The sequence below is a fragment of the Candidatus Rickettsiella isopodorum genome (genome assembly GCF_001881495.1).
GTDB classification, from domain to species: domain Bacteria; phylum Pseudomonadota; class Gammaproteobacteria; order Diplorickettsiales; family Diplorickettsiaceae; genus Aquirickettsiella; species Aquirickettsiella isopodorum.
Window position 1 is genome coordinate 396,660 of record NZ_LUKY01000033.1, and the last position, 17,806, is coordinate 414,465.

Here is a 17,806-nt window from a genome sequence, read left to right on the forward strand (position 1 = left end):
ACCCATCTCATATCTTAATGCGAAAAGTTTTATGTCAAAAATTCCTGGCCTTTATGTCGTTGCTACACCGATAGGCAATCTAGAAGACTTTAGCACGAGAGCAATAGAAATTTTACAAACTGTTGATCAAATTGCTGCCGAAGATACTCGCCATAGTCAAAAATTACTTAAGTATTTTGGCATTACTACACCGTTAATTTCATTACATGAACATAACGAAACGATTTCCAGCAAAATTCTTTTAAATTGCCTAAAAAAAAATCGATCCATTGCCTTAATTAGTGATGCGGGAACTCCTCTGATTAATGATCCGGGTTATCGTTTAGTTAAATTAGCCCACCAACATGGAATTCCCGTTATTCCTATCCCTGGTCCTTGTGCTTTAATCACTGCTTTATGTGCTTCGGGTTTACCGTGTGATAGATTTATTTTTGAAGGGTTCCTACCTGGAAAAAATAGTGCCCGACTAAAAAAGTTACAGGAATTCTTGTATGAAACACGGACAATTATTTTTTATGAAGCGCCACATCGTATTTTAGAGTTGATAGATGATATGCTTGCTGTATTTGGACCCAAACGTTACGTTGTATTGGCTAGAGAGCTAACAAAAGCTTTTGAAACTATTCATGGGGATAATTTAGAAAAATTGAACATTTGGCTAAACTCAGATAAAAATCAACAAAAAGGAGAATTCGTCATCCTAGTCGAAGGAGCCGAATATCTAAGCCCCTATGAAATAGATAGGCAGCGAATTTTAGGAATTTTATTAGCTGAATTGCCGATTAAACAAGCTACATCACTTGCTGCTAAAATAACTCACGCGAAAAAAAATAAATTATACGCATTGGCGTTGGCTATAACGGATAAATCACATGAATGATAATACTTTTGCAACCTTTCAACGAGGAAGTACTGAAATACTTGTTGCTGATGAATTAAAACATAAATTAAAAGAAAATAGGCCTTTACGCATCAAAGCAGGCTTTGACCCAACAGCTCCTGATCTACATCTAGGTCATACTGTACTTATCAACAAACTTCGCCAATTACAAGATTTAGGTCATGAAATTGATATTATCATAGGTGACTTTACTGCACTTATTGGCGATCCATCTGGTAAAAATGTGACTCGCCCTCCTTTAAGCGTCAATGAAGTTGCCGCCAATACCAAAACTTATCAACAACAATTTGATAAAATATTAGATCCTAAAAAAACTAACTTACAATTTAATTCAGCATGGTTAGGAAGATTATCAGTTACTGACCTGATTAAATTAGCCTCCTCCTACACGGTTGCCAGAATGCTAGAAAGAGATGATTTTCATCAGCGTTATCGCCAACATCAATCTATTGCAATCCATGAGTTTTTATATCCTTTACTTCAGGGTTATGATTCTGTCGCATTAAAAACTGATATGGAATGTGGTGGTAATGATCAAAAATTTAATTTATTGCTAGGAAGAGAATTACAAAAACATTTTAAGCAAACCCCACAAGTAATTTTAACCATGCCTTTGTTAGAAGGTTTAGATGGGGTACAAAAAATGTCTAAATCACTAAATAATTATATTGCTATCGATGAGCCGGCAAACGATATGTTTGGAAAAATTATGTCGATTTCTGACGAGTTGATGTGGCGCTATTTTGAGCTACTTTCATTCAAAAAATCTTTATATGACATTAAATCGATGCAGCAAGATACTACAGAGGGCATAGCCAACCCACGTGATTTTAAAATTGAGTTGGCCTTAGAAATTATTGAGCGTTTTCATACTAAAGCGGATGCTGAAAAAGCATTACAGGAATTTCAACATCGGTTTAGAGATGGCGCCATCCCCTCAGAAATTAAAAAACTGAGTATAAGCATCCCTGGTGAGAATTTATCGATTGCCAACTTATTAAAGCAGGCAGGTTTAGTAACTAGTACCTCAGAAGCATTGCGTTCAATTGATGCAGGGGCAGTTAAAATTGATTCACTAAAAATTGAAGATAAGAAACTGTTAATTAAACCCGGTACAACTCATATTTATCAAGTTGGAAAAAGACGCTTTGCTAAAGTCACTATTAATAAAAAAAACTAGCCTCGACTTGCGCCAGCGGATTCTAGGCGCTGTAGGTAGCGCTTCCAATATTCATCATGATGCTTAGATAATTCATAGAGTGTTTCCCAACTATAGATTCCTGACTGATGATTATCATCAAAAAATAATCTGATAGCATAATGACCAACTGATTCTATTTTAATGATATTCACATTTTTTTTGCCGCTAACTAATTTTCCTTCGCTATGGCCATGTCCTTTAACTTCCGCAGAAGGAGAAAAAACTCTTAAATATTCGCAGGATAAACAAAACTTTTCTTCATTATCAAACAGAATTTCCAATATTCGTGTTTTCTGTAGAAGTTTTATCTCACTAGGAGTAGGAACCATGTTATAAAATAAAATGACTGGTATCTTGATCTTGCGCTAAGGGTGTTAGATGTTTATCGACATACTTAACGTCAATGTTTACGTTTTTATCCGTATAATCTGTTGCTTCAAAAGATATTTCTTCCAGCAATCGCTCCATCACAGTATATAAACGACGTGCGCCAATATTCTCGGTTTTTTCATTGAGATCATAAGCAATTTCAGCGATACGTTGAATAGCAAGTTTATCAAAGTTTAATACAAGTTCTTCCGTACCTAGCAAAGCCTGATACTGTACAATTAAAGACGCTTGCGGCTCGATTAAAATACGTTCAAAATCTTTGGCTGTTAGCGCCTTTAATTCCACTCGAATCGGCAAACGACCTTGTAATTCAGGGACTAAATCCGACGGCTTTGACAAATGAAAAGCACCCGCAGCAATGAATAAAATATGATCTGTTCGGACCATGCCATATTTTGTAGAAACAGTACAACCCTCAATTAAAGGCAATAAATCCCGTTGCACTCCCTCGCGAGAAACATCAGCACCACTTGTTTCTCCTCGACGACATACCTTATCAATTTCATCGATAAACACTATCCCATATTGCTCAACCCACTCTATGGCTTTACGTTTCAAATCTTCTTCATCAAGTAATTTCCCTGCTTCTTCTTTTTGTATTACTACTAATGCATCTTTTACCTTCATACGACGAGTACGGGTACGTGCTGTACCAATATTTTGCAACATATTTTGCAGTTGGTTAGTCATATCTTCCATACCTGGAGGACCCATGATCTCGACTCCCGCTGGTAAAGCGGCTAACTCTACATCGATTTCTTTATCATCCAAAAGTCCCGCCCGCAATTGCTTACGAAAAACATTTCTTGCTATCGATTTTTCTTTATTTTTAAGCTCATCTGCCGCTTCGGTTTTGGTCTGTGGGCGTGAAGGAGGAACAAAGCTATCAATAATTTTACTCTCTGCAGCTTCTAAGACCTGAGGCTGAAGGTGAGTAATTTCTTCTTCACGCAGAGATTTAAATGCAGAATCCACTAAATCTCTAGGAATAGAATCAACATCCCGTCCAATATAACCTACCTCAGTAAACTTTGTAGCTTCTATTTTTAAAAAGGGGCAACCGGTAATTTTAGCCGCGCGCCGACCAATTTCAGTTTTACCTACACCGGAAGGACCAATCATGAGTATATTTTTGGGCGTCACCTCATCTCTTAATTCTAGTTCAAGTAACATACGACGTTTACGATTACGTAAGGCGATTGCAATCGCTCTTTTAGCTTCATTTTGCCCTATGATAAAACGATCGAGTTCTTGCACTATTTGTTTAGGAGTCAAATCAATTTTACTTAAATAATCTACGCCCGTAGGCAAATTCGCATCATTGTTGACTTCATTTGTATCTTCAGAAAAATTAGCATCCATCATGGTTAGCTCAGAAACTTGATTGGTTTCATCAGAAGGTATATCAATTAAATCGAACGAGTTAGTTTTCATTATTTAAAATAAGTAATTAGTTTAGATAGAGATTATTATTTTTTAGTGTTCACAGAATCAATTTCTTCAATCGTACGTTGGTGGTTTGTAAAAACACAGATGTCCGCTGCGATAATTAAACTTTTTTCAACAATACTACGGGCACTTAATTTAGTATTTTGAAATAATGCTAATGCGGCTGACTGTGCATAAGCTCCACCCGAACCTATGGCAATTAAATCATGTTCTGGCTCAATTACATCGCCATTTCCACTTAACATAAAAGACTTTTCTTTATCAGCAACTGCAAGCATTGCTTCTAACCGACGTAAAACTCGATCAGAGCGCCAATCCTTTGCAAGTTCAACTGAAGCCCGATCTAGTCGCCCATTACATTCCTTTAGTTTATTTTCAAACCGTTCTATTAGTGTAAACGCGTCTGCGGTAGCTCCTGCAAATCCAACTAATACTTGACCATCGTATAATTTACGTACCTTGCGCGCGTTTCCCTTTAAAACAATCGCATTACCCAAAGTCACTTGGCCATCTCCACCAATAACAACTTTATCGTTACGCCGAACTAACAGTATTGTTGTACCATGTAATGATTGCACTATTTACCCTTTTTAAAATTTTATAGGCTATTTAAACTATCACTATGGTGACTTATTTAATATTTTCAAGGGTCCACAAGGACCCAAACGAATGTAATTTTCCTCTTTATGAAGTGATTTTAACCAAAATAGCTGCTAAACCGGCTGCATTTAAACGTTTTTTTTCCTGTGTAAGCTGATTTAAGTCTGAAGGACCCATAAAGATCTGATACACAGGCTTTCCATTAAATAAATTAACTTTTTTTTGCACAGGAAACCCTTTCAGCAAAGCCTGAGCTTGTAATTGTTCTGCACGAGCTCGCTCTGTAAAATTGCCTAAGACAAGAACATAAGCTTCATGATTCAATTGCCCCATTTCTTCTTCTAACTGTTTTTTAGCCTCAGCTATAGCCACTTGTTCTGGCGTTGGGCTGAGCATTGCATCGATAGGCCTCTGTCCTAAAGAAGCGTGAATAGAGGCTATATTATTCGACAAAGGCATTTCCTTCATCGCAGAATCAACATGGGATGATAAATTCAAATTTTCTTGAGGTAATATATTATAGAAGTCAAATTTTGGTTCTGGTGATTGAGGAGTAGGTACTTTAATGTTTTTGTTCTTGCTTATTTTTTCAGCTGGCTGAATAGATTTTCCTTTATGAATAGGTTTGAGAAAAAATAAACCTAAAATAAATAAGCCGATTGAAATTCCTAGCATCAACCAAAGCGAACGATTATTTTTACGTCTAGGGGTCAAATATTTATATTTTATATATTTCTTTGCATAATCTTTAGCCATTACATTACTTCCAAAGTTTCTACGCCTAATAGATTTAAGCCATTTTTAATTACTTGTGCAATTGCTGCAATTAAATTTAATCGTGCATTTCGCAAATTATCATCCTCTATCAGAAAAACAAATGAATTATAATAAACATGAAAGAGTTGCGCTAAATCTCTTAAGAAATGCGCAATAATATGTGGTTCATAAGTAATAGCTGCCAATTCTAATATTTCAGGATATCGATTCAACAAAACTAACAAATCCTGTTCTTGTGGTTCCTTTAATTCTTTAAGCACATTCATCCCTAAAGATTTTTCCCAAACCTTTTGTTTCGCAACCAGTTGACGCATGACACTACTTATTCGCGCATAGGCATATTGTACATAATAGACGGGATTCGCGTTCGATTGCTCCTTAGCAAGCTCAAGATCAAAGTCCATATGCTGATCGGCACGTCGTAGGACATAAAAAAACCGCGTTGCATCAGTACCTACTTCTTCTCTAAGCTCTCGCAAAGTAATAAACTCTCCGCTACGAGTCGACATCTGGATTTTTTTATCCCCACGATAAAGAATAGCAAACTGTACTAATAAAGCTTTTAAACTATCCGCTGAAAACCCTAAGGCTTGAATAACCGCGCGAACTCTGGGCACATAACCATGATGATCTGAACCTAATACGTTAATTATTTTTTTAAATTCTCGTTTCTCTAAAATACATAGTCTATAGGCCGCATCGGCAGCAAAGTAGGTTGGTTGACCATTCTCGCGTAGTAATACTCGATCTTTATCATCACCGAAGTCTGTCGATTTGAACCATAAAGCCCCATTAGCTTCATAGGTTTTTCCACTTTCTGTTAAGCGTTTTATAGTTTTATCGACAAAGCCTGTTTTAAATAAGCTGTTTTCTGAAAACCAGTCATCAAAATTTACTCTAAATGCACTCAGATCTTCTTTAATATCACTTAAAATAGAGTTTAAACCTGTCTCGAATATTTTTTCATAATTGCTTCGGCTTAATAAGGCTTTAGCTTTGTCGATAAGACCATCAATATGATGTTCCTTATTCCCACCTTGTGGTTCGTCAATAGGAACATCTTTAAATACTAATTCAGCAGATTGGAAAAAATGTTTGTCATATTCAGAAAAAAGTTGCTCAGCAATCTTTTTAACATAATTTCCCCGATAGGCGTTACTAGGAAAAGTAAATGTTTCTCCACAAATCTCTAAGTAACGTAACCAGACACTAGTAGCCAAAATATCCATTTGCCTTCCGGCGTCGTTGATATAATATTCTGCACAAACTTGATAACCTACCGCTCTCAATAATCTTGCAATAGAATCACCATAAGCAGCCCCTCGGCCATGGCCTACATGCAAAGGTCCTGTGGGGTTAGCAGAAACGAACTCAACTAAAATAGGTTCATTATTACCTAGATTTGAAGTCCCAAATTGTTCTGTTTGACTTAAAATCTGATTGATAACATCATACCAAATAGATTTCTTTAAAAAGAAGTTAATAAATCCTGGTCCTGCAATTTCAATTTTTTCTAGTTTAGAATTTTCTGAGCAGCAATCTATAGTCGATTTTATTTTTTCTGCTAATTGTAATGGTGGAATCTGTAATTTCTTAGCCAGAACTAAAGCAATATTGCTAGAAAAATCACCATGTGATTTTTCCCTAGCATAATCAACTTGAATAGTCAGTGAAGAAGGTAAGGATAAGTCGCCCATACTTAACAAAGCATTTTTGATTTCTTGTTGCACTATGCGTTTCATAGGGATTAATCAATAGATGACCAAGGAAGGGCGAGATTATAACGCAATATCCTTCCGGAAAAATATAGCCAATAAGCTGATAAATTAAGCTTTTTAAGCCTATGAAGCCTTTTTTTAGTTCCTATAGCTTTTTTAACCTTTGTGCGCCTATTACCTTTATCTGGTAAATAGCCTCTGACAAGGTTAATATTCCACAAAAATAATAATAAGACATAAATCCATGAAAACCATTATCTATTGTTTATTTATTAGCCTGCTCCTTTTTAGCCTAATAAGCCATGCCCAATTACCTCTTCATAGAGAATCTGTAATAACTAAAAATATCGCTATTAATGACTTCGATAGTTTAGATATTCAAGGCCCAGTCAATGTATACATTGACGCCACTCAAAACCATACTTCCTTACAAATTGTAGGCGACCCAAAAAGAGTCTACGCGGTTACTTGCACCGAAAAAAACCATATTTTATCTCTTGGAACAAAACCCATTTATTATTCTGCACCTAACGAAAGATTGACAATTCGACTCAATACGCTCCCTAGGCAAATAAAACAAATACAATTCAATAGTAATGCGAGTCTGTTTGGTAAAGGTCTATCTGGCTCTTTATCGCTTCATGCACAGGGGGCGGGTCAGATCAATCTTTACACCAACAAATTAAATCTAAAATCTCTTTATAGTAGTGGTAATAAAAATGTTATTTTTCATAATATACTTAGCTCTAATCTTAAAATAGAAACCCATAATTCCAATAATGTTGTTATTCAAGGCATCGTTTCATTAAATAAGGTCAATTGTACCGGAAATGGAAATTTGTTAGTCTACTGGGTTAATAGCCCTTATTTAATAATAAACGCTAGCGGCAAGGGGAAAATTAGTTTAGCTGGAACCGCCAAAACACTAGATATCAAAATATCACAAGATATTGAACTTCTTGCTCAACAACTGCATGCCCAAGAAGGATTTATTAAAACCGAACAGCGAGCCCAAGCAATAGTTAATATTAGAAATACACTGCGAGCATTTACTAAGGGTCATAGTGTGGTTTATTATTTGTCGCCCATAAATTTTATAAGCAGTTACTCTGAGGGCAAGGGCCTGGTACTTAATAAGAACTAATTATAATTTATATAATTAAATTTAATTTTTTACCAAGATTATCTCAACTCTACGATTAAAACTACTTGCTTTAACATTTCGATTACTCGCAATAAAATCATGTCCGCCATATCCGATCGTACGCAGACGTTGTGCTCCTATTCCATGCGACCATAAGAAACTTGTTATTACCTCTGCTTGATCTTGTGTAATTGCAGTCGCCGTTCGTGGATCATAAAGATCATCACTATAACCTACTACTTGAATAAGGCCATCTCCATAAGACTTTATAAGTTTAATAGTCTGACTAAGCTGTTGAGCACAATTGACGGTCAAGTTCCCATTTGACCGGAAACAAACATCACTAAAGACAATAATTCTAAGTTGATCCGCCGCTTGGATTACTTGAATGACGGAAGAGTGCGGTAAGACGTTTTTTTTCTTTGCGTTCTTCGCTGCTTGCTCTATGGGGGTCCTATCCAACGATTGATTTGCAGCACACCCAACCAAAGCAAACAAAGTTATAATTAAAAAGCAATAAAAAAACAGCAAGCTTGTTTTCATGATTTTCCCATCTTATTCTTGAAAAATAGAACTAATGACTAAGATCTTTTCGTAACCTAGCATAATAAAAACCATCAGATCCATGAATTTGGGGAAGAATTTGCCTCCCTATTGTGCAAACTATCCCCCATTTTTCGTCAATGATCTCTTCTTTTGCATTTTTGTAGTGAGATAAAAAACGTAACAAAACCTCCGTATTTTCTTCTGGCAATACAGAGCAAGTCACATATAATAAAATACCATTTGGCTTTAATAATCCCCAAAGGCTCGATATTAGTTGATATTGTTGTTCAGCTAATTTAGCAATATCTTCTTCTCTGCGTAATAATTTAATGTCCGGGTGTTTACGAATAACGCCAGTCCCCGAACAAGGGGCATCTAATAATATTCTATCGAATAATTCCCCCTTCCAAGTATTTTTGAGATCCTGTGCTTTCGCGCAGAGCAATTGCACTTTAGTATCTTCCAATCTTAAACGATTCAGATTATCCTTAACTTTATTTAAACGGATAGCATCATGATCGACAGCCACGCAACTCACTAAACCAGATTGTGCTTCCAGAATATGCGTTGTTTTCCCCCCCGGCGCAGCACAAGCATCTAAAACTCGCTGTCCAGGCTCTAACAACAGCAAAGAAGCGGCCAATTGTGCCGCCGTATCTTGTATAGAAACTTCTCCTTCCATAAAGCCTGGTAAATTAAGCACCGGACAAGATTCGTCGAGTATAATTCCAACTTGACTCAATTCGCTTGAATTCCCAGTGATATCTTTATCTTTTAATTTTTGTACATAACCTCTTCGGGTAATTTTCAAAAGATTAACGCGTAGACTCATGGGAGGTAAATGATTATTAGCAGCTAGAATAGCTTGCCATTCATTGGGCCATGCTTGGCGTAACTTTTTTATTAACCAATCAGGGTGCGCAAAATGACTATCTTTAGGTAATTTTTTTAATAAACTCGCTTTTTGTCGTTGAAATGAGCGCAATACTCCATTAATTAATGGTACTGCCCATACCTTATGCAATTCTCTTGCCGCTTGTACTGTTTCATGAACTGCGGCATGCGGGGACGTCCTTAAATAGTTAAGTTGGTAAAGACCAATTAACAATAATGCATAAACATCTTGGTCAGTAGCGTTTAGAGGTTTTTTTAATAAATAAGAACAAAGTTGCCTCAAAGAAGAATACCAACGTATCACGCCATAACATAATTCTTGAATAAATGCCCTGTCACGAGAGTCAATGTTAGTATTTACACCCGCCGATAAGGCATCAGTAAGCGATATTTTTTCTTTTAAAACACGAGAGATAATTTGTGCAGCTATTGCCCGGGAATTAAACATACATTCGATCTAAAATCGCACCTACATGGAATAATTCCGATTTACCATGGATAAAGCTTGAAATCGGTAGGCATCTGCCTCCGGGCCATTGCACTTCTAATAAACGTAAGACACCTTTTCCTGTAGCCACATCTATACCTTCTCGATCAGCTTTTAAGATTAACCCTGGCTTTTCAGAAGTCGTTTCATCAAGTACTTCGGCTTTACAAATACGCAGTATAGACTTTCCTAATACAACGCGAGCAATAGGCTTAGGATGAAAAGCGCGTACCATTCTATCTAAATAAACTGCGGGCTTTTCCCAATCTACCTCAGCTTCTAATTTATTAATTTTTTTTGCATAAGTACTGTCTTTTTCATTCTGTAGTTCTGAACGATAAGAACCACTTTCAATGTCATTTAAACTTTCTAATAAAGCTCGAGCACCTAAATCAGCTAATCGATCTTGTAAGGTTTTATTCGTATCGTTGGGTTCTATAGTGCATGAAAACTTTTTTATCATTTCACCTGTATCAAGACCTTCATCCATTTGCATAATGGTAACACCAGTTTCTCGATCGCCTTCTAAAATCGCCCGTTGAATAGGGGCGGCTCCTCGCCAACGTGGTAATAAAGATGCATGGACATTGATACACCCAAAGCGAGGTATCGTTAATATTGCTGGTGGCAAAATAAGCCCATATGCCACCACCACCATTAAATCTGCGTGAAAGGTAGCTAATTTTTTTTGCTCTTTAGCATTACGTAAACTAATGGGTTGATAAACAGAAAGTTTATTCTCTAAAGCCAATTTTTTAACCGGACTCATTAATAATTTTCGACCTCTTCCTGCTGGGCGATCAGGTTGGGTATAAACCGCACATATCTTATGACTAGAGCTCAACAAAGCTTGTAAACTGGGCAAAGCGAATTCAGGCGTCCCTGCAAAAATAAGCTTCAAGGCTTCCCCCTTTTTTTGATTTTATCTAGTTTTTTACGCGCTAATTGACGTTTTAGAGGAGATAAATGATCTAAAAATAACGTACCATTAAGATGGTCTATTTCATGTTGTATACAATGCGCCAGTAAATCTTCTGCTTCTATTTCATATGGCTTTCCATGCCTATCTAACGCCTGTAATTTAACCCATAACGCTCGAGGAGTTTTATCATAAATCCCAGGCACTGATAAGCAACCTTCTTCCATTAATGCTTCACCTTTTCTCTCAACAATGACTGGATTAATTAAACACCAGGTTTTCGATTTACTATTAGAAACGTCAATAACCGCTAATTTTTTGCTAATAGCAATTTGTGGGGCAGCTAAACCTATACCCTTGGCGACATACATCGTCTCAAACATATCATCAATTAATTGCTGTAAAGCTTTGTCAAAAACAGTAATTGGCGCTGTAGGCGCGCGCAAACGTACATCAGGGAGCTGGATAATAGGATATATAGCCATATGTGTTATCTTCTTTATTCTCTCATTAAAATCTAAAGTAAATTACATATTTCCTTATATTATACTAAATCTAGCATCTGACGGGTTAAAAGCTAATTTTCCTTTCTTCAATTGCTTAAGTCAATCTTCTTTTTTGAAAAAGAATGTATTTATTTATATCTTTGAGAATTTTTGAAAGCAAGGGACTAAGATTCACAGTAAAACTCTTCAAATAGCGTAAAACTTAGAACAACACTGCTTGTAGTCATCTGGCGGAATAGGCATAAACCTCAATTTATGCTACCTTGCTGTGATGAATAATAGATAGGAGCAATAAAAGTGGGCTTTGGCTTGATTTTAACTATTTTTCTATTATTTTACTTAAATATCTCGACTAAGCTCGCAAGAAGGTTTTTATAATTAAAATAGTCATGAAGAAAAATATTTTTCCGTTCATATCCGACGTAACTCTCATCGCTGATATCGATCGCTTACTAGAGTTTATTAGACAACCACTCTCTCTAGATAAATTTTTCAAAAAATTTCCCAGTCCTTTAAACGAAAAATTAAACGAACTAGACTTTGAGTCAGAAAAATTCAAGGACACTGAATATTTTATTATTAAGTTAAGAAATAGTAATCAAATTTATAAAAAGCTCACTAACAAAGATTTAAATTCATTGGGTATCACTATCACCGATCACACCCAACTCATTAATCCACTTATTGATTGTAAAAAAAACTCCCCAAATTTAAAGCTAAAAGACGCATTAACTAATCTTATTATTACAAATGATAATAAAAACAAGCAAATAAGCATCAATGGAACTATTAATAGTACAAAAAACGTTACTTTAAACCATCCTGATAATAAAAATAAACAGCTCGAAATAAATATTTTTTTTAAATTTTTAAAAAAACAAATCTTACTACAAAGCAATTTTAAAACAATTTCTTTTCCTAACGCTAATTCATTATTAGCTGCTGCAAGAAATGAACTAATCAACTGGTGTTATTCTACTGAAAATATTTTTATTTTTGGAAACAATGCTGCCTTTTCTAAAAAACATACTGAACTTGATGATTTAATTAATGCGTTAGATTATGATCCTGAAACTAATTATTTAGCTGGAAAACTACGCCTTTTGAACAATCACTGTTTGGAAACTTTACTTAACATTTCTAATTTAGATGACCCTTCGGTTGCTGCTAAAAAAATTAGCCAAATAATAGCAAGTTTTCAAAGTGATATAAATAAAACTATAAAAAATTTTAAAGAAAACAATCCTTTGAGCTTAAAGCACATTAATATTTTATATAAAATATTAAATACCGTAGCTAGGCTAATGCCCAACTTGATCATTTCGAAAAATACAAGAATCAGTTTTTTCCAGCAATATACACCACAAAACAGATTATTAGTAAAATTAGAAAAAATCATTCAACCGATTCAGCCAAATCTTTAAAAAGATTAATTGAATATTAATGCGGAATAAACCAACGTAATAATTTAGAAACCAGAATAATAGTTGTCACACCGGCTATATATAAGCCAATAAACCATAGCCATTGTCGTAAGCGTTTTCTCATAATCAATAATGAATAGCTGTTTTTACCTTCCCTCTAAAAACATGATATGAATACAGTGTATAAATTAATAATATCGGCAATATAATTGCTGCACCAACTAATATAAATTTTAAAGTAGAGGGTGGGGCAGCTGCTTCCCAAACCGGAAGGACATGGGGAATAATATAGGGCCAAGCACTAATGCAAAATCCTATATAAGAGAAAACAAACAAACCTATCGTTAAAATAAAAGGTAGTCGTTCTTTTTTCTTATGTAAACAAGAAAAATTATAAAACACCATCAATATCGTTAAAATAGGCAAAGGAGACAAATAATAAAAATTAGGCAATGAAAACCAACGATGCATAACTTGTGGTTCGATTATCGGTGTCCAGATACTTATACTGACTAGGAAAAAAGCAACTACACCTAGTAAAACCTTAGCTGCTTTAAACATTTTTGCTTGTAACTCATTCTCTGTTTTAATAATTAGCCACGTTGCCCCAAGTAACGCATAGCCGCAAACCACTGCAATCCCGGTAAAGATAGTAAAAGGTGTCAGCCAATGATAAGCCGAATGGGGTAAAGGAATATGATAACCATACCCTTTTACAAAAGTTCCTAAAATAATGCCTTGAATAAAAGCCGCCAATATTGACCCTGCTGCAAAAGCTATATCCCAAATAAACCGACTTTTATGCGCTTTAAAGCGAAATTCGAAAGCAACTCCACGAAAAATTAATGCGATCAGTAAAATCATTATTGGCATATATAATGTGGGTAATAAAATGCCATATGCTATTGGAAAAGCTGCATATAATGCCGCGGCACCAAACACCAACCAAGTTTCATTACCATCCCAAACAGGCACTACGGTGCTCATCATAATATCTCTATATTCACTCTGCTTAACCCATGGAAATAAAATGCCTACGCCTAGATCAAAGCCATCCAACAAAACATACATCATGATAATTAAAGAAATAATCGTAGCCCATGTAAGAATTAAAAACATTTATTGGCTCTCTGGTGCTAAATATTTAAAGGGAGTTTCTGTTATCACTTCTTCGGCTGATTCACCTATAGCTGGGACAATCGGCCCCTTGCGAATTAATTTAAAGAGATAAAATAAATAAAAACTAAATATGAACCCATAAACAGTCACTAATAGTGCCAAGGAAATAATTACCTGGTGAAGCGGAACTATCGATGCACCCTCGGAAGTAGTGATTAAATTATACACTACCCAAGGTTGTCGGCCGGATTCTGCGGTTACCCAACCTGCAATTGTGCTCAAAAAACCCAAAGGAGCTATCATTATACATAAACGATAAAACCTCTCAGAGCTATAAAGTTGCCCGCGCCAACGCTGCCAAAGCGCATAAAGTGCAACAAAAAAGAATAAAAAACCTATTCCTACCATTACTCGGAACATCCAAAACGTAGATCCTACTACAGGCCTGTCTGCGCGCGGAACACTTTTTAAACCTATCAACTTACCATTCCAATGGTGCGTATTAATTAAGCTCGCCAGTTTTGGGATGCTTAGTTCATAATAATTTTTTTCTTGTTTACTATTTGGTATAGCAAATAACAGTAAGGGGGCACCATTTTGCGTTTGCCAATTACCTTCTATTGCTGCAGTTTTTAGTGGTTGATATTCAAAAACTTTTAAGCCGACCATATCACCTAAAAATATTTGCAGCGGAGCTAGCACCATCGCTGCGCCAAAAACAAACGAAAAACAGGGCTTAGCAATATCAAAATGCCTTTTCTTTAATAAATACCAGGCTGATACGCCTGCAATTACAAAACAAGTCGTCAGTAATGACGCCATAACCATATGCAGAAAGCGAGGGATAGCTGATGGGTTAAATACTACCGCCCACCAGTTATCTACTATATATTTACCAGCATCAATGTGAAAACCAGCAGGGGTCTGCATCCAAGAATTTGCAGACAAAATTCCTAACGCCGAAAATAAGGTACCTAAAGTAACAAGCAAGGTAGCTAAATAATGTAATCTTGGACCCACTTTGTCCCAACCAAATAACATTACGCCGAGAAAACCCGCCTCCAGAAAAAACGCTGAAAGTACTTCATAGACGAATAGTGCACCTATGACCCCTCCTGCCGTACTTATGAAAGGTCCAAAGTTAGTTCCTAGCTCATAAGCCAAAACAATACCTGAAACTACACCCATCCCAAACGTAAGAGCAAAAATCTTTGTCCAAAATTGACAAATTCTTAAATAAACAGGATTCCCCGTTTTTAGCCAAATCCCTTCCATCACCGATAAAAAAACGGCTAGACCAATATTAAGTGTTGGGAACAAAATATGAAAACCAATCGTAAACCCAAACTGAATCCGAGAAAGCAGTGTAGTATCGATAATCATAATGCATTTAAAAATTGAAAAATTGTCACTTAGTATACTCCAATTTCTAAAAAAACGAATCCATTGATTAATTAGCGTATTAAAAATTTATACGGCAAAAGATTTTAATCAAAAAATAATATTATACGAATTGATTTAAGTTATAATAAAAACCAATTTAGGTTTAGGTTTACACATTGAATCGTCAATCACTGATAAAATTCAACTTATAAAAAAGATTATAATGAATGGTTGTGAAAATATTTGTGGTCACAGCTCGAAAACTTCTTGGAAAAAATAAATGTTCTAGCATAGATAGAAACTTGCCTATTTTTCCATTAAAATAACGTGCTGTCCTGAATCTCATAGTCTTTAATAAGGAAGTTGCACTTGAGTACTCACGATCCTTTACGTCTATTTTTTGCTGTTGAACTAAATTCTGAACTACGTCAAGCCTTATCTCAACTTATTGATGAACTTAAACAAGAGCCTTGGGGACACCGAGTAAGATGGGTACACCCAGAAAATCTACATGTCACCTTACGTTTTTTAGGTACGACTAATCCTGAAAAAATTTCAGAATTAGCTAAACATGCCCATAATGCAATTAATAAGATCGAACCTTTCCCCCTTCAGTTGCATAATATTCGTTTTTTTCCATCTCCTACTGCTCCGCGCGCCATAGCCGCAGATATCATTCCTACTTCGGAACTGTTTGAACTTGCTAATGCATTAGAGGAAGTTGCTTCGAACCTAGGCTTTACTCCGGAAACTAAACCTTATTTACCTCATTTAACTTTAGGTCGAATTATTCACCATCATACGCCCAATCTACGCGAAGAGTTGAATTTAAATACCAGCCCTATGATAGTCAATGAAATCGTCTTATTTAATAGTAAAAAAACTGAATATAGTCAGAATTATACGCCAATTGAATATATTTCGTTGCAAAAATATAAAATAAGCAGTAGTACGGAAGTTTAAAGTGAAGCAATAAAATTCTACTGAAGAAACTAAGCTATTTTATTAAAACAAGCAATGGCGGAGAGGGTGGGATTCGAACCCACGTGGGACTTTAAATCCCCATCCGATTTCGAGTCGGCGCCATTATGGCCGCTTTGGTACCTCTCCAATCAATTTATTCTCGCTTAAATTTTTTTAATTCTTTTTAATCATTAGATTTCAGTAAATCTACCAAACTATACAATCATCACAAAGTGAATTAGTTAGTAGGTGGTAGTAAATCGGGTAATTTCGTAGGTCTGCGGCTAGCATGGGGAATAATATATCTTTCTTCCCTAGGAATCTGTAAACCCGCTGGGGTTTTCAACAATGGTAACTCTTGACTATACAAATATTGTGAACGTTGTGTTTTTATATATCTATTAACTGAAGAGCAAGCCGCTAAGTTTACAATAAAAAAAATTAATATTAAATAAAATAGCTTAGTTCGCATCTTAGGACAGAGCCTCTAATAAAACGATAATAGGTTTCAAATCTACTTGATGTTTGGCTGATAATGTTGTCAAGGGTAAACGCAAAGTGGGAAATGAAATTAAACCTCTTTCAGCAGCCAACCATTTAACCGGTATAGGGTTAGTTTCAATAAATAAATTTTGATATAAAGGATGAAGCTGCCGGTCAATTTTTTCAGCGGCTTCCCAATCTCCTTTTCTGGCTAATTCACAAAGATTATGCATATACTGAGGCACAAGATTTGCCGCTACAGAAATAACACCTTTACCACCCATACGCATAATTTCTAAAGCTGTATTATCATCTCCACTATAGACATCGAGGTTTTTACCACATAATTTTAAAATGCTTTTCGCGCGCTCTGATTGACCCTCTTTTATACCCACTATATTCGGAATACCCGCCAGTTTAGACACTGTTTCAGGCAATAAATCGCTTCCCGTACGTTTAGGTATATTATATAGGATCATTGGAATAGGTACTTTATCTGCTATCAAACTATAATGTTGGTAAAGTCCTTCTTGCGTAGGACAGTTATAATACGGAGTTACTAATAGACAAGCATTTACCCCTATTTCCATAGCTATCTGAGTTTGATCAATGGTTTTTTGCGTAGACTGGGTCCCTGTACCAGCTATAACTGGGATATGCCGATTGGCATGTCGATTGGTTTGCTCAACGACTGTTTTAATTACATTATTTTGCTCGTCTATACTAAGGGTTGACGCCTCCCCGGTAGTTCCTATAACAACAATAGCATCCGTACCTTGCGCAATATGCCAGTCAACTAGTTTACGTAAACAAACATAATCTACCGCTCCATTTTGTCGCATAGGTGTTAATAATGCAACTATACTGCCATGAAACATCTTTGCTTTCCTCTTATTATCAAG

General features: G+C 35.8%; 17 protein-coding genes and 1 tRNA gene. 5 read left to right on the top strand and 13 right to left on the bottom strand.

Annotated features, from left to right (window positions below; genetic code table 11):
* The first annotated feature begins 31 nt into the window (after window positions 1-31).
* Both rsmI and tyrS read left to right on the top strand, forming a co-directional pair.
* Window positions 32-880, top strand: coding sequence for a 16S rRNA (cytidine(1402)-2'-O)-methyltransferase (gene rsmI, locus A1D18_RS05735; protein ID WP_071662829.1), 849 nt, complete (start codon window positions 32-34; stop codon window positions 878-880).
* Window positions 873-2,081 carry a tyrosine--tRNA ligase gene (tyrS, locus tag A1D18_RS05740; protein WP_071662830.1) on the top strand — a complete coding sequence of 403 codons (1,209 nt, stop codon included), beginning with the start codon at window positions 873-875 and terminating at the stop codon, window positions 2,079-2,081. The genes rsmI and tyrS overlap by 8 nt, the downstream gene beginning before the upstream one ends.
* Here tyrS and A1D18_RS05745 read toward each other — a convergent pair.
* From A1D18_RS05745 to argS, 5 genes are all read right to left on the bottom strand, one after another.
* Entirely contained in the window at window positions 2,078-2,431 is a 354-nt protein-coding gene (locus A1D18_RS05745; RefSeq protein WP_071662831.1) for a gamma-butyrobetaine hydroxylase family protein, read from the bottom strand. The two genes, tyrS and A1D18_RS05745, sit on opposite strands and share 4 nt — an antisense overlap.
* Window position 2,432: 1 nt before the next feature.
* Window positions 2,433-3,773, bottom strand: coding sequence for an ATP-dependent protease ATPase subunit HslU (gene hslU, locus A1D18_RS05750; protein ID WP_071663030.1), 1,341 nt, complete (start codon window positions 3,771-3,773; stop codon window positions 2,433-2,435).
* Between the two features lie 188 nt (window positions 3,774-3,961).
* Complete coding sequence (gene hslV, locus A1D18_RS05755) at window positions 3,962-4,519, bottom strand: ATP-dependent protease subunit HslV (RefSeq protein ID WP_071662832.1); 558 nt, start codon at window positions 4,517-4,519, stop codon at window positions 3,962-3,964.
* A gap of 106 nt (window positions 4,520-4,625) precedes the next feature.
* Window positions 4,626-5,297 (bottom strand): SPOR domain-containing protein, encoded by a 672-nt coding sequence (locus A1D18_RS05760; RefSeq protein WP_071662833.1) that lies wholly within the window; start codon window positions 5,295-5,297, stop codon window positions 4,626-4,628.
* Window positions 5,297-7,060 (bottom strand): arginine--tRNA ligase, encoded by a 1,764-nt coding sequence (gene argS / locus A1D18_RS05765; protein WP_071662834.1) that lies wholly within the window; start codon window positions 7,058-7,060, stop codon window positions 5,297-5,299. Before argS ends, A1D18_RS05760 begins: the two co-directional genes overlap by 1 nt.
* Window positions 7,061-7,280: 220 nt before the next feature.
* Here argS and A1D18_RS05770 point away from each other — a divergent pair, with 220 nt between their 5' ends.
* On the top strand, window positions 7,281-8,180 hold the full coding sequence (locus tag A1D18_RS05770; RefSeq protein WP_071662835.1) for a GIN domain-containing protein: 900 nt from the start codon (window positions 7,281-7,283) through the stop codon (window positions 8,178-8,180).
* A 21-nt stretch (window positions 8,181-8,201) separates the two neighbouring features.
* Here A1D18_RS05770 and A1D18_RS05775 read toward each other — a convergent pair whose 3' ends face one another.
* From A1D18_RS05775 to def, 4 genes are read right to left on the bottom strand one after another with little or no spacing between them, the layout of a single operon-like run.
* On the bottom strand, window positions 8,202-8,723 hold the full coding sequence (locus A1D18_RS05775; RefSeq protein WP_071662836.1) for an OmpA family protein: 522 nt from the start codon (window positions 8,721-8,723) through the stop codon (window positions 8,202-8,204).
* A 31-nt stretch (window positions 8,724-8,754) separates the two neighbouring features.
* A complete protein-coding gene (gene rsmB, locus A1D18_RS05780) occupies window positions 8,755-10,068 on the bottom strand; it encodes a 16S rRNA (cytosine(967)-C(5))-methyltransferase RsmB (protein WP_071662837.1) in 1,314 nt (437 codons plus the stop codon).
* Window positions 10,061-11,008, bottom strand: coding sequence for a methionyl-tRNA formyltransferase (fmt, locus tag A1D18_RS05785; RefSeq protein ID WP_071662838.1), 948 nt, complete (start codon window positions 11,006-11,008; stop codon window positions 10,061-10,063). The genes rsmB and fmt overlap by 8 nt, the downstream gene beginning before the upstream one ends.
* Window positions 11,005-11,511, bottom strand: coding sequence for a peptide deformylase (gene def / locus A1D18_RS05790; RefSeq protein WP_071662839.1), 507 nt, complete (start codon window positions 11,509-11,511; stop codon window positions 11,005-11,007). Before def ends, fmt begins: the two co-directional genes overlap by 4 nt.
* A gap of 410 nt (window positions 11,512-11,921) precedes the next feature.
* Here def and A1D18_RS05795 point away from each other — a divergent pair, with 410 nt between their 5' ends.
* Window positions 11,922-12,956: a hypothetical protein gene (locus tag A1D18_RS05795; protein ID WP_071662840.1), complete on the top strand. Its 1,035-nt coding sequence runs from the start codon at window positions 11,922-11,924 to the stop codon at window positions 12,954-12,956.
* Between the two features lie 126 nt (window positions 12,957-13,082).
* Here A1D18_RS05795 and cydB read toward each other — a convergent pair whose 3' ends face one another.
* On the bottom strand, window positions 13,083-14,075 hold the full coding sequence (gene cydB, locus A1D18_RS05800) for a cytochrome d ubiquinol oxidase subunit II (RefSeq protein ID WP_071662841.1): 993 nt from the start codon (window positions 14,073-14,075) through the stop codon (window positions 13,083-13,085).
* On the bottom strand, window positions 14,076-15,458 hold the full coding sequence (locus A1D18_RS05805) for a cytochrome ubiquinol oxidase subunit I (RefSeq protein WP_071662842.1): 1,383 nt from the start codon (window positions 15,456-15,458) through the stop codon (window positions 14,076-14,078).
* A gap of 369 nt (window positions 15,459-15,827) precedes the next feature.
* Here A1D18_RS05805 and thpR point away from each other — a divergent pair, with 369 nt between their 5' ends.
* On the top strand, window positions 15,828-16,421 hold the full coding sequence (thpR, locus tag A1D18_RS05810) for an RNA 2',3'-cyclic phosphodiesterase (RefSeq protein WP_071662843.1): 594 nt from the start codon (window positions 15,828-15,830) through the stop codon (window positions 16,419-16,421).
* Between the two features lie 55 nt (window positions 16,422-16,476).
* Here thpR and A1D18_RS05815 read toward each other — a convergent pair.
* Window positions 16,477-16,568: transfer RNA gene (locus A1D18_RS05815), tRNA-Ser, on the bottom strand.
* 326 nt (window positions 16,569-16,894) lie between these two features.
* The gene (dapA, locus tag A1D18_RS05825; RefSeq protein WP_071662845.1) at window positions 16,895-17,782 is read right to left on the bottom strand and encodes a 4-hydroxy-tetrahydrodipicolinate synthase; all 888 of its coding nucleotides are present in this window, start codon (window positions 17,780-17,782) and stop codon (window positions 16,895-16,897) included.
* Between the last annotated feature and the right edge of the window lie 24 nt (window positions 17,783-17,806).